This is a genomic window from Asaia sp. BMEF1 (assembly GCF_051628905.1).
Taxonomy (GTDB): Bacteria; Pseudomonadota; Alphaproteobacteria; order Acetobacterales; family Acetobacteraceae; genus Asaia.
On the sequence record NZ_CP157575.1, the window covers coordinates 3,301,343 to 3,314,699 of the forward strand.

The 13,357-nt window shown below is 61.0% G+C and carries 11 protein-coding genes and 2 tRNA genes; 10 read left to right on the forward strand and 3 right to left on the reverse strand.

The annotated features are described in order from the left end of the window. Positions 1–6 precede the first annotated feature (6 nt). Both ABHV46_RS14780 and ABHV46_RS14785 read right to left on the reverse strand, forming a co-directional pair. On the reverse strand, positions 7–2,364 hold the full coding sequence (locus ABHV46_RS14780) for a DEAD/DEAH box helicase (protein ID WP_438382096.1): 2,358 nt from the start codon (positions 2,362–2,364) through the stop codon (positions 7–9). Positions 2,365–2,571: 207 nt separating this feature from the next. Further along, complete coding sequence (locus tag ABHV46_RS14785; protein ID WP_336945579.1) at positions 2,572–3,024, reverse strand: hypothetical protein; 453 nt, start codon at positions 3,022–3,024, stop codon at positions 2,572–2,574. A gap of 130 nt (positions 3,025–3,154) precedes the next feature. Between ABHV46_RS14785 and ABHV46_RS14790 the strand changes: the two genes are divergently transcribed. The 5 genes from ABHV46_RS14790 to clpX all read left to right on the forward strand — a co-directional run bounded on the left by ABHV46_RS14790 (position 3,155) and on the right by clpX (position 8,413). Continuing rightward, entirely contained in the window at positions 3,155–4,612 is a 1,458-nt protein-coding gene (locus tag ABHV46_RS14790; RefSeq protein ID WP_438382097.1) for an NAD(P)H-hydrate dehydratase, read from the forward strand. A 27-nt stretch (positions 4,613–4,639) separates the two neighbouring features. Continuing rightward, positions 4,640–4,724 (forward strand) — tRNA-Leu (locus ABHV46_RS14795). A gap of 103 nt (positions 4,725–4,827) precedes the next feature. Next, positions 4,828–6,159, forward strand: a complete 1,332-nt coding sequence (gene tig, locus ABHV46_RS14800) for a trigger factor (protein ID WP_438382098.1) — start codon at positions 4,828–4,830, stop codon at positions 6,157–6,159. A 142-nt stretch (positions 6,160–6,301) separates the two neighbouring features. After that, complete coding sequence (locus tag ABHV46_RS14805; protein ID WP_188426925.1) at positions 6,302–6,940, forward strand: ATP-dependent Clp protease proteolytic subunit; 639 nt, start codon at positions 6,302–6,304, stop codon at positions 6,938–6,940. 204 nt (positions 6,941–7,144) lie between these two features. Next, a complete protein-coding gene (gene clpX / locus ABHV46_RS14810) occupies positions 7,145–8,413 on the forward strand; it encodes an ATP-dependent Clp protease ATP-binding subunit ClpX (protein WP_336945576.1) in 1,269 nt (422 codons plus the stop codon). Between the two features lie 145 nt (positions 8,414–8,558). Here clpX and ABHV46_RS14815 read toward each other — a convergent pair whose 3' ends face one another. Beyond that, complete coding sequence (locus tag ABHV46_RS14815) at positions 8,559–8,768, reverse strand: hypothetical protein (RefSeq protein ID WP_438382099.1); 210 nt, start codon at positions 8,766–8,768, stop codon at positions 8,559–8,561. On the opposite strand from ABHV46_RS14815, the gene lon reads away from it, so the two are divergent. The 5 genes from lon (at position 8,698) to ABHV46_RS14840 (ending at position 13,340) form a co-directional block, all read left to right on the forward strand. Beyond that, the gene (lon, locus tag ABHV46_RS14820; RefSeq protein WP_438382100.1) at positions 8,698–11,028 is read left to right on the forward strand and encodes an endopeptidase La; all 2,331 of its coding nucleotides are present in this window, start codon (positions 8,698–8,700) and stop codon (positions 11,026–11,028) included. The two genes, ABHV46_RS14815 and lon, sit on opposite strands and share 71 nt — an antisense overlap. 350 nt (positions 11,029–11,378) lie before the next feature. Then, positions 11,379–11,663 (forward strand): HU family DNA-binding protein, encoded by a 285-nt coding sequence (locus ABHV46_RS14825; RefSeq protein ID WP_023977491.1) that lies wholly within the window; start codon positions 11,379–11,381, stop codon positions 11,661–11,663. A gap of 49 nt (positions 11,664–11,712) precedes the next feature. Then, positions 11,713–11,787 (forward strand) — tRNA-Val (locus tag ABHV46_RS14830). A 22-nt stretch (positions 11,788–11,809) separates the two neighbouring features. Next, positions 11,810–12,538 carry a biotin--[acetyl-CoA-carboxylase] ligase gene (locus tag ABHV46_RS14835; protein ID WP_438382101.1) on the forward strand — a complete coding sequence of 243 codons (729 nt, stop codon included), beginning with the start codon at positions 11,810–11,812 and terminating at the stop codon, positions 12,536–12,538. A 10-nt stretch (positions 12,539–12,548) separates the two neighbouring features. Beyond that, the gene (locus tag ABHV46_RS14840; RefSeq protein ID WP_336945574.1) at positions 12,549–13,340 is read left to right on the forward strand and encodes a type III pantothenate kinase; all 792 of its coding nucleotides are present in this window, start codon (positions 12,549–12,551) and stop codon (positions 13,338–13,340) included. Positions 13,341–13,357: the final 17 nt, after the last annotated feature.

The following is a 13,357-nucleotide window of genomic DNA, read 5'->3' on the forward strand; positions in this document are numbered from 1 at the left end:
CAGAACTCAGACAGTGCCACGATGCTGGATCGGCCCGATCTGGTCGTCATTTTCGGCCCTCCGGTTACGGCGCGGCAGAAGCATGAAAGCGGGCGTATCGTGACCGAAACCGGTGCGCGGTGCGTCGTGATCGAAGGGTGTTGTCGGCGCGATGGAAACACCGCTCGATTCAGCCTTGTCACGAGGCTGTTGACGCGCGGGCTCGCTCGCAACAGGCCGGTCACCACGGTCACCACGGTCACCACGGTCACCACGGTCACCACGGTCACCACGGTCACCACGGTCACCACGGTCACCACGGTCACGGCTTTCCCCATGACGATTTTGGCGGCCACCGCGCTCCTTGCCACGACGCTCGCGGCGCTCCGGCTGTGCGCCTTCCTGCTCCGGGTCGGCCCAAGGCAGGGTGTCGATTCCTTCGATTTCGATCATCGGGATCGGCGCGTGCTTCAGCTTCTCGATGGCTTCCGCCAGAAGCTTCTGGCGCGGTGAGGCCAGGCTGAAGGCGTGGCCCGTCTTGCCAGCACGTCCGGTGCGACCGATGCGGTGGATATAATCTTCTGCGTTGAACGGCAGGTCGAAATTGAAGACATGCGAGAGCCCGCCGATATCGATGCCACGCGCAGCAACATCGGAACAGACGAGGATTTGCAGCTCACCGCTCTTGAAACGTTCAAGCGTCTTGAAGCGCAGCGACTGCGCCAAATCCCCGTGCAGATGGCCTACCGAAAAACCATGCTTGTGCAGGGATTTGTAGAGCACATCGACATCGCGCTTGCGATTGCAGAACACGATAGCGTTTTGCACGTTCTCGCGCTTGAGCAGCTTACGGAGCACGCGGCGCTTCTCATGCTCGTCAACAACAAGCAGCGCTTCCTCGATCGTCGTCGCGACGGAGGACGGGCGCGATACCGTAATCTCTTCGGGCAGATGCAGAAACTGGTCAGCCAGTGTACGTATTTCCGGCGCCATCGTCGCCGAGAAAAGCAGGGTCTGGCGATTGACCGGCAGCATCGACACGATGCGCGTGATATCTGGGATGAACCCCATGTCGAGCATGCGATCAGCCTCGTCGATGACGAGAATACCTGTCTGGGTCAGAAGCAGACCGCCGCGATCGAACAGGTCCATCAGGCGGCCCGGCGTGGCGATCAGGATATCGACGCCCTGGTTCAGCACGGCACGTTGATCAGCCATGCTTTCGCCACCGATGAGAAGCGCATGGTTCAGACGTAGATGTTTGCCATAGAGAGTAAGGTTTTCGGCAACCTGAAGCGCCAGTTCGCGTGTCGGCTCCAGAATGAGAGAGCGCGGCATGCGGGCGCGGGCGCGCGATCCGGCGAGACGCTCGAGCATGGGCAGCGTGAAAGAGGCCGTCTTGCCCGTGCCTGTCTGCGCAACGCCAAGCACGTCCTGACCGTTCAGCACCACCGGGATGGCACGGGCCTGAATGGGTGTCGGGTGTTCGTAGCCCATCTCTTCGATGGCGCGCATGATCGGGGCGGAGAGGCCGAGTTCTGAGAAGAGCGGCTTGGGCGCTTCGACGAGGGCTTTCATGGCCGGGTCGATTTCAGCCGCGTTTCCGGTTTCTGCTACTGTCTCGACAGCCGATACCGTCTTTGCCGATGGGCCGCGCTTGCGTCGGCCGGGCTTGGCAGGGGCATCAACAACGGGGGTAGGCTCGATTTTTTCGGCTTCGACGACGGGCGCATTATTCTGCGCAGCGACTTTTTCAGCCGCCTCTTTCACTGCGCGTGCGCGGGTCTCAACCTTGGTCGTGCTGCGCGGGGTGCGCTTGCGTGCGACAGGAGCGGTGATCGATTCTTCGACGGCGGAGGCGGGCTCTGCGACGACAGGCTCGGCCTTGGCGCTGGCACGTGCCTTGCGAGCGGCGGGTTTTGCCGCAACAGTTTTCTCGACCGGGGCCTTAGCACCAGCGGGCTTGCGGCCGCGCTTCGGCTTCGGCGCCTCTGCCGGGGCGGCGATCTCGTTATGGGCAGTTTCGTTCACGACAGCCGCAACGGGGTTCTTGCGCGGGCGACCGCGCCCACGCTTGACAGGCTGTACTGCCTCAGCCGCAGCCGTATTTTCGGACTTCAGAGGCTCTTCTGCGACGGGCTTGGCGGCTGAAGTCTTGACGCGAACACGCTTCACGGCAGCAGGTTTTGCGACAGCGGCGCTGGCCTGCGGCTTGCGGCCGCGCTTTGCCTTGGCCGGAGTTTCGGCGGCGAGGGCCTCTGACTGGATGTCGCGTGGCAGTGCTTCCGCCACGGACTCCACCACACCATTCTCCGCCTTGGAGGAGGAACGTTTCTTGCGTGCGGGGGAGGTTTTTGCCGAACCTGCGGTCGATTTTGCGGTCAAACTGCTCTCTGATAACTATGGAGGTCTAGAAAAGATGCGGCGCTCAGGCATTGCCTCGCAGAAGCTGGGCAAGCGCAGAGCGGTGGCCAATCGCCCGTGCGTTATCTTGAAATACCGCAAAAGGCAAGATTTTCCGGCGCTTGGGCGCAAGAACGCGCAGAATGACGCGTTTTCTTGTGCCCAATGCCGGGTTGGAAAGGCAATACGTCAGATATCGCCGCCCATGGCTGCGAAGAAAACAGTCAGGACACCGACCGCCACCATCAGGATGACGCGCTGCCGCACCTTGGCGAAAAGTGCAGGCTGCGGGCGGATCGCGCGGCGCAGTGTTTGAAACGGCCCGAAATATGCACTGACGAAAACCAGCGCCATGATCAGCGCGAGGCCTTGCATGATGTTGATCGGCAGGCTCATGGCGCCAAATCCCCCCATGTGCAGCACCAGAAGCCAGCCTGTCACGAGGGCTGTCGGCACGATATGCAACAGGGCGCGGAAATAGCGGGCGATCAGCTGAATCTGGACGTTCTGACGCTGGGCCGGTTCTAGCAGGGCAACGGTGGTACGGCTGACAATGGCAGCATAGAGACCGCCGCCAATCCAGTAGGCCATGCAGAGCAGGTGTAGCGCGAGGATCACGCTCCAGAGAAACGGGTTCGACATGTCTTCTCCACCAGAAATCGGGTCCGGCAAGGGATCGCGCCCTCAAAAGCGCGGGATCGGGAATACCGGAGGGTTGTGCGACGTTCCCTAGCAGTATGCGCGAAATCATCAACCACGGAGTGAAACGATCATGAAGCCGAGTCTGCGTTTTTCCCTGCCCACCCCGGCGCAATGCGGGGTGATGGACAAGAAGGCGAGCGAGACGGTCGGAATCAGCGCGTTGATGGATCGTGCGGGTTGGGCGGTAGCGCAGGCGGTACGGGCCCGTTTTGCAGCGTGTCGCGTGCTTGTGCTGTGCGGGCCGGGTAATAATGGCGGCGACGGTTATGTGGCAGCGCGCTATCTCGAGCGTGCTGGCTGGCCGGTTCAGGTGGCGTCGCTGGCGCCGCCCCGTGAGGGGAGTGCCGCCATGGAGGCGTCTTCGCGCTATCGGGGGCGCCGAACGGCTTTCACAGCCGAAAATGCCCGTCGGGCCGATCTGGTGATCGACGCGCTTTTCGGTGCGGGGCTCGACCGGCCACCAGCGACCGAGGTGATGCAGGTTCTGTGGGCGGCGCGTGTTCTGGTGGCCGTCGATCTGCCGAGCGCGGTCAGTGGTCTGACTGGCGCGGCTCTGGCAGAGGGGCCGGATTACCGCATGAGCGTGACATTCGTGCGCCCCAAGCCGGGTCATGTGCTTTTTCCCGGCAAAGAGATTGTTGGTGAGCTTGTCTGTGCCGATATCGGGATGCCCGAGGCGTGTCTTGCCGAAGCTGAAGCGCGGATCTGGCACAATTGGCCCGGTCTTTGGCATGTGCCGGCCATGAGCCCGGAAGACCACAAATACCGTCGTGGTGTGGTGAGTCTCTGCGCGGGGCAGGTCATGCCCGGCGCTACACGGCTGGCTGCTGCCGGAGCGCGGGCGAGCGGGGCAGGGCTGGTGCGTATCAGTGCTGGAGAAGGGGCGGCCGCCTACCGGCTGGGGGCAGCGGGTCTTGTGATTGATGACGCGCCGCTTGCGGAACTGCTTGAGGATGAGCGTCGCAAGGTGTGGCTCTGCGGTCCCGGACTGACCAAAGACGAGGTGGACGCGAGTCTGCCGCTCTTGCTGGCGGCAAAGCGGCTTGTTCTGGCCGATGCGGGAGCTTTGGGCTGGGCGGGTAATCGGCCGGAGAAACTGCATGGTGTCGCCGTAATCACCCCTCATATCGGAGAATTTACCAAACTCTTCGGTGCGCCGGGCGACGATCTCGTCTCGGCGGCGCGGGATGCCGCGCAGCGTGTGGGCGCCGTGGTACTGCTCAAGGGGGCGGTGAGCGTCGTGGCGGCGCCTGACGGGCGGGTGGCGTTGAACGATCATGCGAGCCCGGCGCTGGCGACGGCGGGGTCGGGCGATACGCTGGGGGGAGTGATTGCAGCGATGCTGGCGGCAGGCATGCCGCCCTGGGAGGCCGCCTGTGCAGGGGCATGGCTGCATGGTGAGGCCGGATTGCGGGCGGGCAACTGGCCTATTGTCGAGGCGCTTGACGCTCATCTGGGCGACGCGCGGGCCAAGGCGATCGCGCTGGCTTGTGAAAACGAGAATCTTGCTGTAAAGCGGCGCGCTTGACGGACCGGCTTCGGCTGGACCGCGTGTGCGGGCGTGGTGGAATTGGTAGACACGCCAGATTTAGGTTCTGGTGGCGCAAGTCGTGGGGGTTCAAGTCCCTCCGCCCGTACCAAAAAATTTTCTCCTTAGTCGGGGCTTCCTGCCTTGCCTGTGCTGCGATGAAGCCGGGTGCAGGGCCCCGATGGCAACCCGGTCAATAGAGGATCGCCTGACAGATGCAGGTTACCCAAACGCAATCCGAAGGTCTGAAGCGCGGCTTTACCGTCACTGTGCCGGCTGGCGATCTGGAGGCGCGACGCGCCGCTCGTCTCGCCGAGCTGGGCCGCACGATCAACCTGCCCGGCTTCCGCCCCGGCAAGGTGCCCGCATCGCTCGTCAAGCAGCGCTATGGCGCCGCCCTGAATGGCGAGATCCTCGAGCAGGTCGTCAACGAGACCACCACCAAGGTGCTGGACGACAACAAGCTGCGCCCCGCCGTGCAGCCGAAGGTTGAGCTGGTTTCCGGTGGTGAGGGCGAAGGCGATCTCGAATTCAAGATCGAAGTCGAAGTGCTGCCCGAGATCGCTGTTCCCGACCTGTCGGGTCTCGAACTGACCCGTCTGACGGCCAAGCCGAGCGATGAGACGATCGACAAGGCGCTTGCCGAGCTGGCCAAGCGTCAGCGCAGCTTCGAGACGATCGAGGAAGATCGCGCTGCCCGTCAGGGTGACGTTGTCAATTGCGATTTCGTCGGCAAGCTCGACGGCACGGCTTTCGATGGCGGCACGGCGCAGGACGTCAATGTTGAGATCGGTGGCGAGGGCTTCATTCCCGGTTTCGCCGAGCAGCTCGAAGGCATGAAGGCTGGCGAAGGGAAGGTGATCACGGTCACGTTCCCCGCCGAGTATCAGGCCAAGGAACTGGCCGGCAAGGAAGCGACTTTCGACATCAAGGCGAACGCGCTCAAGACCCCGGTCGACCCGGCGCTCGATGACGAACTGGCCAAGAAGATCGGTTTCGAGAACATCGCTCAGGTGCGTGACATCATCGTCAAGCAGGCAGAGGGCGAATACGGCCAGCTGTCGCGCCTGCGCATCAAGCGCGAGCTGCTGGACGCCCTGTCGGGCAAGACCGATTTCGAAGCGCCCGAAAGCATGGTCGAGAGCGAATTCGGCCAGATCTGGCAGCGTGTCGAACAGGATCGCGCTTCGGGTGAGATGGATGAGGAAGACGCGGGCAAGGACGAAGACACCCTGCGCGCCGATTACCGCAAGATTGCCGAACGTCGCGTCAAGCTCGGCCTTCTGTTGGCCGAAATCGGCCGCACGAAGGAAATCACGGTGACCCGTGAAGAGCTCATGCAGGCAGTCCGCCAGGAAGCCATGCGCTATCCGGGTCAGGAACAGGCCGTATTCGAGTTCTTCAGCAAGAACCCGCAGGCGGCTGACGGTCTGCGTGGCCCCATCCTGGAGAACAAGGTCGTCGATTATCTGATCGAGCTGGCCAAGGTCACCGACAAGGAAGTGACGCCGGAAGAGCTGGCAGAGATTCCGCCGGCCGATCTCTGATCGTCTGATTCGCACCGCGACTCTTGGAGTCCGTTCGTTTTTTGACGGACGGGCTCTAGGCGTTCATGGTGGCCATACCAAGATGGAAGAAGTCACACACCGGCCCGTTGAGGGCCGGTGGCAGTTAGGAACGGAAATGGCCATGAGAGATCGCGATCCTGTCGAGATCTTCAACAACGCGCTCGTACCGATGGTCGTCGAGCAGACGTCACGCGGCGAACGGGCTTTCGATATCTATTCCCGCCTCCTTCAGGAGCGGATCATTTTCCTGACCGGCCCGGTTTACGATCAGGTGGCCGCTGTCATCTCGGCTCAGCTTCTCTATCTTGAGAGCGTCAATCCGAGCAAGGAAATCTCCTTCTATATCAACAGCCCTGGCGGTGTCGTTTCAGCCGGCCTCGCAATGTACGACACCATGCAGTATATTCGCTGCCCGGTCAGCACCGTCTGCATCGGTCAGGCGGCTTCCATGGGGTCGCTGCTTCTCGCCGCTGGTGAAAAGGGCCGTCGCTTCTGTCTGCCGAATGCGCGCGTGATGGTGCATCAGCCTTCGGGCGGCGCTCAGGGGCAGGCTTCTGATATCGAAATCCAGGCACGCGAGATTCTGGAAATCCGCAAGCGTCTGAACGAGATCTATCGCAACCACACGGGCCGTACGCTCGAAGAGATCGAGCAGAAGCTCGAGCGCGATAGCTATCTCTCGGCTGACGAAGCCAAGGAATTCGGTCTGATCGATGAAGTCGTTCAGGCGCGTCCGAAAAGCATTTCCGAGCAGGGCTGAGCCTGCTCCCGGTTGTGAGGTCCGGCCCTCTCGCCGGATCTACAGCGGGGCTGCGACAGGCAGCCTTGTGACCGGGGCCGAATGGCCCCGTTACAGCCCCAGACCGGAGGGGCTTGCCGGGCTCTCATCGCCTGGCCTAAGTTTGGAATTCCCCCTGTCGCGTTCAGGTCGCATGGCCGGGCAGATCGGGGAGGAGGAGCAGCGATGAATAACAAGACCGGCGATTCGAAAAACACCCTGTATTGCTCGTTCTGCGGCAAGTCGCAGCACGAGGTGCGCAAGCTCATTGCCGGTCCTACCGTCTTCATCTGCGATGAATGCGTCGAGCTGTGCATGGATATCATCCGCGAAGAGCACAAGACGCATCTTGTGAAGTCGCGTGACGGGGTGCCGACGCCCAAGGAGATCTGCAAGGTTCTCGATGATTACGTGATTGGCCAGTTCATCGCCAAGCGCGCGCTTTCGGTGGCTGTGCACAACCACTACAAGCGTCTCGCGCATTCCCAGAAGAGCAACGATATCGAGATTGCAAAGTCCAATATCATGCTGATCGGCCCGACAGGTACAGGTAAGACGCTGCTTGCCCAGACGCTGGCGCGCATTCTCGATGTGCCTTTCACCATGGCCGATGCCACGACCCTGACCGAAGCCGGTTATGTGGGTGAAGACGTCGAAAACATCATTCTCAAGCTGCTGCAGGCCGCCGATTACAACGTTGAACGCGCACAGCGCGGCATCGTCTATATCGACGAAATCGACAAGATTTCGCGCAAATCCGACAATCCGTCGATCACGCGCGATGTGAGTGGCGAAGGTGTTCAGCAGGCCCTGCTTAAGCTGATGGAGGGCACCGTTGCCTCCGTCCCGCCTCAGGGTGGGCGCAAGCACCCGCAGCAGGAATTCCTGCAGGTCGACACCACCAACATGCTGTTCATTTGTGGCGGCGCCTTTGCCGGGCTGGACAAGATCATTTCGGCGCGCGGCAAGGGCTCGGGCATCGGCTTCGGCGCCGATGTGCAGAACCCCGATGATCGTCGTCTGGGTGCCGTGCTGCATGATGTCGAGCCAGAAGATCTGTTGAAATTCGGCCTCATCCCCGAGTTCATCGGTCGTCTGCCGGTCGTCGCAACGCTTGAGGACCTGGATGAGGAGACGCTGGTCGCCATTCTCTCCAAGCCGAAGAACGCGCTGGTGAAGCAGTATCAGCGCCTTTTCCAGATGGAAGGCGTGGCCCTGACCTTTACGGATGATGCGCTTACCCAGATCGCCCAGCGCGCCATTGCCCGCAAGACAGGCGCGCGCGGTCTGCGGTCGATCATGGAAGCCATCCTGCTTGGCACGATGTTCGATCTGCCCGGTCTCGATGGGGTCGAAGAGGTCGTGATCAACAAGGATGTGGCCGAAAACCGTGCGGCGCCTGTCTATGTCTATGGCAAGGGCAAGGCCAGCGAGCCCGCCGAGCAATCTGCCTGATGGGCAGGACCTAAAAACGACGGACCGGCTTGCTGCCCCGGTCCTTCGTTCTCATATGAAAAGAAGCTGCCTTTCCCGGCGGTAAAGACGCGGCGTCGTTCACGCCAAATTTCGGGTGACATTGCCGAGATCGTCCTTAAGGAGATCAGAGTTTCATGAGTGAAAAAAAGAGGAAGACTGCGGCGAGCAAGCTCAACACCGCAGCCAAGGCAGAAGAAGCCAAGGCGAAGCCGGTCGAGACCATTGCCGTTCTGCCGCTGCGCGATATCGTTGTCTTCCCGCATATGATCGTGCCGCTTTTTGTCGGTCGCGAGAAATCGGTACGTGCCCTTGAGGCTGTTACGCGTGACAACAAGCAGATCCTGCTCGTCGCGCAGAAAAATGCGTCGCAGGATGACCCGCCAGCAGACGATATCTATCGTTTCGGCACGATCTCCACGATCCTGCAGCTTCTCAAGCTGCCTGATGGCACCGTCAAGGTGCTGGTCGAGGGCATTCGCCGCGCACGGATCAAGGAATTCCACGATATCGACGGCCATTTTGAGGCTGAGATCGAGGAAGTTGCCGATGCACCCGAGACGGGTAGCGAAGTCGAGGCACTCGGCCGCACGGCGATTTCCCAGTTCGAGCAGTATATCAAGCTCAACAAGAAGATCGCGCCCGAGGTCATGGTGTCGCTTAACCAGATCGAGGATCTCTCGAAACTGGCGGACACCATTGCGAGCCATCTGAATCTCAAGATTGCCGAGAAGCAGGATATCCTCGAAGGCGGCTCTGTCAGCCATCGTCTGGAGCAGGTCTTTGCCCATATGGAGCAGGAGATCGGCGTTCTTCAGGTGGAGAAAAAGATCCGCAACCGCGTCAAGCGGCAGATGGAAAAGACCCAGCGCGAATATTACCTGAACGAGCAGCTTAAGGCGATCCAGAAGGAGCTGGGCGAGGGCGAGGACGGTCGCGACGAGACGGCTGAAATCGAAGAGCGTATCGCCAAGACCAAACTGAGCAAGGAAGCGCGCGAGAAAGCCATGGGTGAGCTGCGCAAGCTGCGTGGCATGAGCCCGATGTCGGCTGAGTCCACCGTCGTGCGCAATTACCTCGACTGGATCCTGAGCATTCCCTGGAAGAAGCGCTCGAAGGTCTCGCGCGATTTCGCGGCTGCAGAAGAGGTGCTCGAATCCGAGCATTACGGTCTGGAGAAGGTCAAGGAGCGTATCCTCGAATATCTGGCCGTGCAGACGCGTTCTCAGAAGCTCAAGGGGCCGATCCTGTGCCTCGTGGGGCCACCGGGCGTTGGCAAGACCTCGCTGGCGCGTTCGATCGCCAAGGCGACAGGGCGTCAATATGTGCGCATGTCGCTGGGTGGCGTGCATGACGAGTCCGAAATCCGCGGGCATCGCCGCACCTATATCGGCTCGATGCCGGGCAAGATCGTTCAGGGCATGAAAAAGGCCAAGACGTCTAACCCGCTCTTTCTGCTCGATGAGATCGACAAGCTAGGCTCGGACTGGCGTGGCGATCCGTCCTCGGCACTGCTCGAGGTACTGGACCCGGAGCAGAACAGCACGTTCAACGATCATTATCTCGAAGTCGATTACGACCTTTCCGATGTGATGTTCGTCACCACGGCGAATAGTCTGAACATGCCCCAGCCGCTGCTGGACCGCATGGAGATCATTCGTCTGTCGGGCTATACCGAGGATGAGAAGGTCGAGATTGCGCGCCGCCATCTGGTGGGCAAGCAGGCCGAGGCACATAATCTCAAGCCGCATGAATGGTCGATCAGCGATGCAGCTCTGCGCAGCCTGATCCAGCATTACACGCGTGAGGCCGGTGTGCGTAGCCTTGAGCGCGAGATCGCCAAGATTGCGCGACGCGTCGTGAAGCGTCTCGTGACGTCTTCGGTCGAAACCATCGCGGTGACGCCTGAAAACCTAGCCGAATTCTCCGGCGTACGTCGTTTTAAGCACGGAGAGACCGAAACCGAGGATCTGGTCGGCATGGTCTCGGGCCTTGCCTGGACCGAGGTGGGCGGCGAGATCCTGACCATCGAGAGCGTGATCCTGCCCGGAAAGGGGCAAGTGAAGGCGACCGGCAAGCTGGGGGAGGTGATGCAGGAGAGTGTTTCTGCCGCTGTGTCCTATGTCCGCTCGCGTGCGCAGTCTTTCGGTATCAAGCCCTCGATTTTCGAGAAGCGCGATATTCATGTGCATGTGCCCGAGGGCGCAACGCCCAAGGACGGTCCGTCTGCCGGTGTCGCCATGGCGACATCGATCGTCAGCGTCATGACCGGCATCCCCATTCGCCGCGATGTTGCGATGACGGGTGAAATCACGCTGCGCGGTCGTGTGCTCGAGATCGGTGGCCTGAAGGAAAAGCTATTGGCCGCAACGCGTGCCGGTATCGCGACTGTGTTCATTCCAAAGGACAATGAGAAGGACCTCGCCGAGATCCCGAACAACGTCAAAGAGGCATTGACGATCATCCCTGTTTCTCATGTCGATCAGGTTCTGGCGGCGGCACTTGTCCGCCCGCCCGAGGCGATCGAATGGGATGAGGAAGAGGATGTGCCGGCAGGTCGCGCGGCCGAGGCGCTGTCGAGCCAGTTGCCGCACTGAATCCGTGCGGACCGCCCATAACGGTTTTGTAGCCGGATGGTCAGGCAGGTGAGAGAGCGGAGCGCGGACAACGCCTGCCGCCTCTGTCTGCCAGAGCGTCGTTACAGCCTCGCGTCGTTAAGCGGCACCATTGTATATCTTTATCGCAACGCAGGATGGTCGCCTCGAAAGGGGCGGCCATTTTGCTAGGCATGGCATGAAAGACGCAGCCTTGCCTAAAGCGTTAAATAGCGTCGTCCAGTCGTGATCTGCGCGGTTGACGTAACAAAAAACGCCTTCATAGTGCCCAGCAAGACATGCCGAGCGATCCGTAAAGGGTCGGATTTTCAGGAATTCTGTAAGGGAACGAGATGGAAAAGCCGCTGAACAAACAGGAGCTCATTGCAGCGGTCGCCGAAAAGACCGATCTGCCCAAGGCAAAGGCGGGAGATGTGGTCGAGGCGCTGTTCGCGAGCATCGAAGAAGCTCTGGCCCGCAAGCAGGAAGTGCGTCTCGTCGGGTTTGGCTCTTTTGCCACCGCTACGCGCAAGGCAGCGAAGGGGCGTAACCCGCGCACGGGTGAAGAAATTGATATTCCCGCATCGGTTTCTGTGCGTTTCCGCCCCGGCAAGGGCTTGAAGGATGCCGTAAGTTAACGTATTCCCACTTCCACGACAGGCAGCGATTCGACGCTTCCTGTCCTGAGGGCGATTAGCTCAGCGGTAGAGCGTCTCGTTTACACCGAGAGGGTCGGCGGTTCAATCCCGTCATCGCCCACCATTCCTCAGTATCAGGAAGAGTTATGAGCTTCCCCTGGTCCCTGACGTGCTATGATTCGCTCGGGTCGACCTCCGATTTCTGCAAAAATCAGGCTGAAGCGGGTGCGGTCAATGGCCTTGCGGTTCTCGCACGTCGTCAGACGGCGGGCAGGGGCACGCGGGGACGCGCCTGGACGGCGCCTGAGGGCAATCTTTCCCTTTCCTTTTTGCTAAGACACGATGCCGTCGATGCCCTGATACAGGTCATGCCGTTTCTGGTGGCTGTCGCAGTGCATGAGGCACTCGGGTCTTTCCTGCCTCGAGCAGGGCTGCGGCTCAAATGGCCCAATGACGTTATTTGCGAGGGTGCCAAGCTCTGCGGTGTGCTGATCGAACGCGGCGGCGCTTCGGGTTCGGCCTGGATTGTCACGGGCGTCGGTGCCAATCTCGTAACCGCCCCCGAGATCGAGGGGCGCAGAACGGTTTCAGCCGCGGCCCTGGGCGCCGAGATTGCCCCTGAGGCTCTTGCAGTAGCAATTCTGGATCAGTTCGGCCTCTGGCTCGGCCGTTGGGAGCGAGAAGGCTTCGAACCCGTTCGCAAGGCCTGGCTCGACCGGGCGCATGAGCCCGGCGCGCGGCTTGCGGTTCAGAGGGGGGGCGACTATATAGAGGGTTTCTTCGCGGGTCTCGACGCGAACGGTCGGTTGCTTCTCCAGACTGATCGGGGCGAGATTCAGACGTTCGCGGCGGGGGATATTCTACTGCTAGGGTGAAGGATGGTCAGTGCTCCTCGTTGTCGACGCCGGTAACACCAATATCGTTTTTGCCGTGCATGACGGCAGGGAATGGCGCGGCACCTGGCGTATTTCGACCAACGACCAGCGCACGTCCGATGATTATGCCGTGTGGCTTCTGAGCCTGATCGAACGCTCAGGGCTGCGTCCTCAGGCGATCTCCCGCGCCATCATCGGTACTGTGGTGCCCGCTGCACTTTACCATCTGCGTCGTCTTTGCCGCGAGTGGCTGGATATAGAGCCTCTGATTGCCAATACCGCGCTGGACTGGGGTTATCCTCTCAACGTCGATACGCCATCGGAGGTCGGTGTCGATCGTCGGCTCAACGGTCTTGCAGCGCAGCATTTCTACGGTGGACCTCTCGTCGTGGTCGATTTCGGCACGGCCACCACTTTCGATGTGGTGGATGCGGAAGGCGCGTTCTGCGGCGGGGCTATCGCGCCAGGCGTCAACCTGTCGCTCGAGGCGCTGCATCAGGCCGCAGCACGACTGCCGCGTATCAGTGTCGGCCGGCCGTCCTCTGCCATCGGTCGCAGCACGACCGTCGCCATGCGATCGGGACTTTTCTGGGGTTATGTCGGTCTGGTCGAGGGGATCGTCTCGCGTATCGCGCTTGAGATGGCCACCCCGATCAAGGTGATCGCCACGGGCGGCCTGGCCCCGCTTTTCTCTGAGGGAACAAACCTGTTCCAGCATGTCGCTCCAACTCTCACGCTCGACGGATTGCGCCTTCTGGCTGCGCGCAACTCGACGGGCGAATTCATTCCGGCACCAGGATGAAGGTGTGTTTTTTGTTT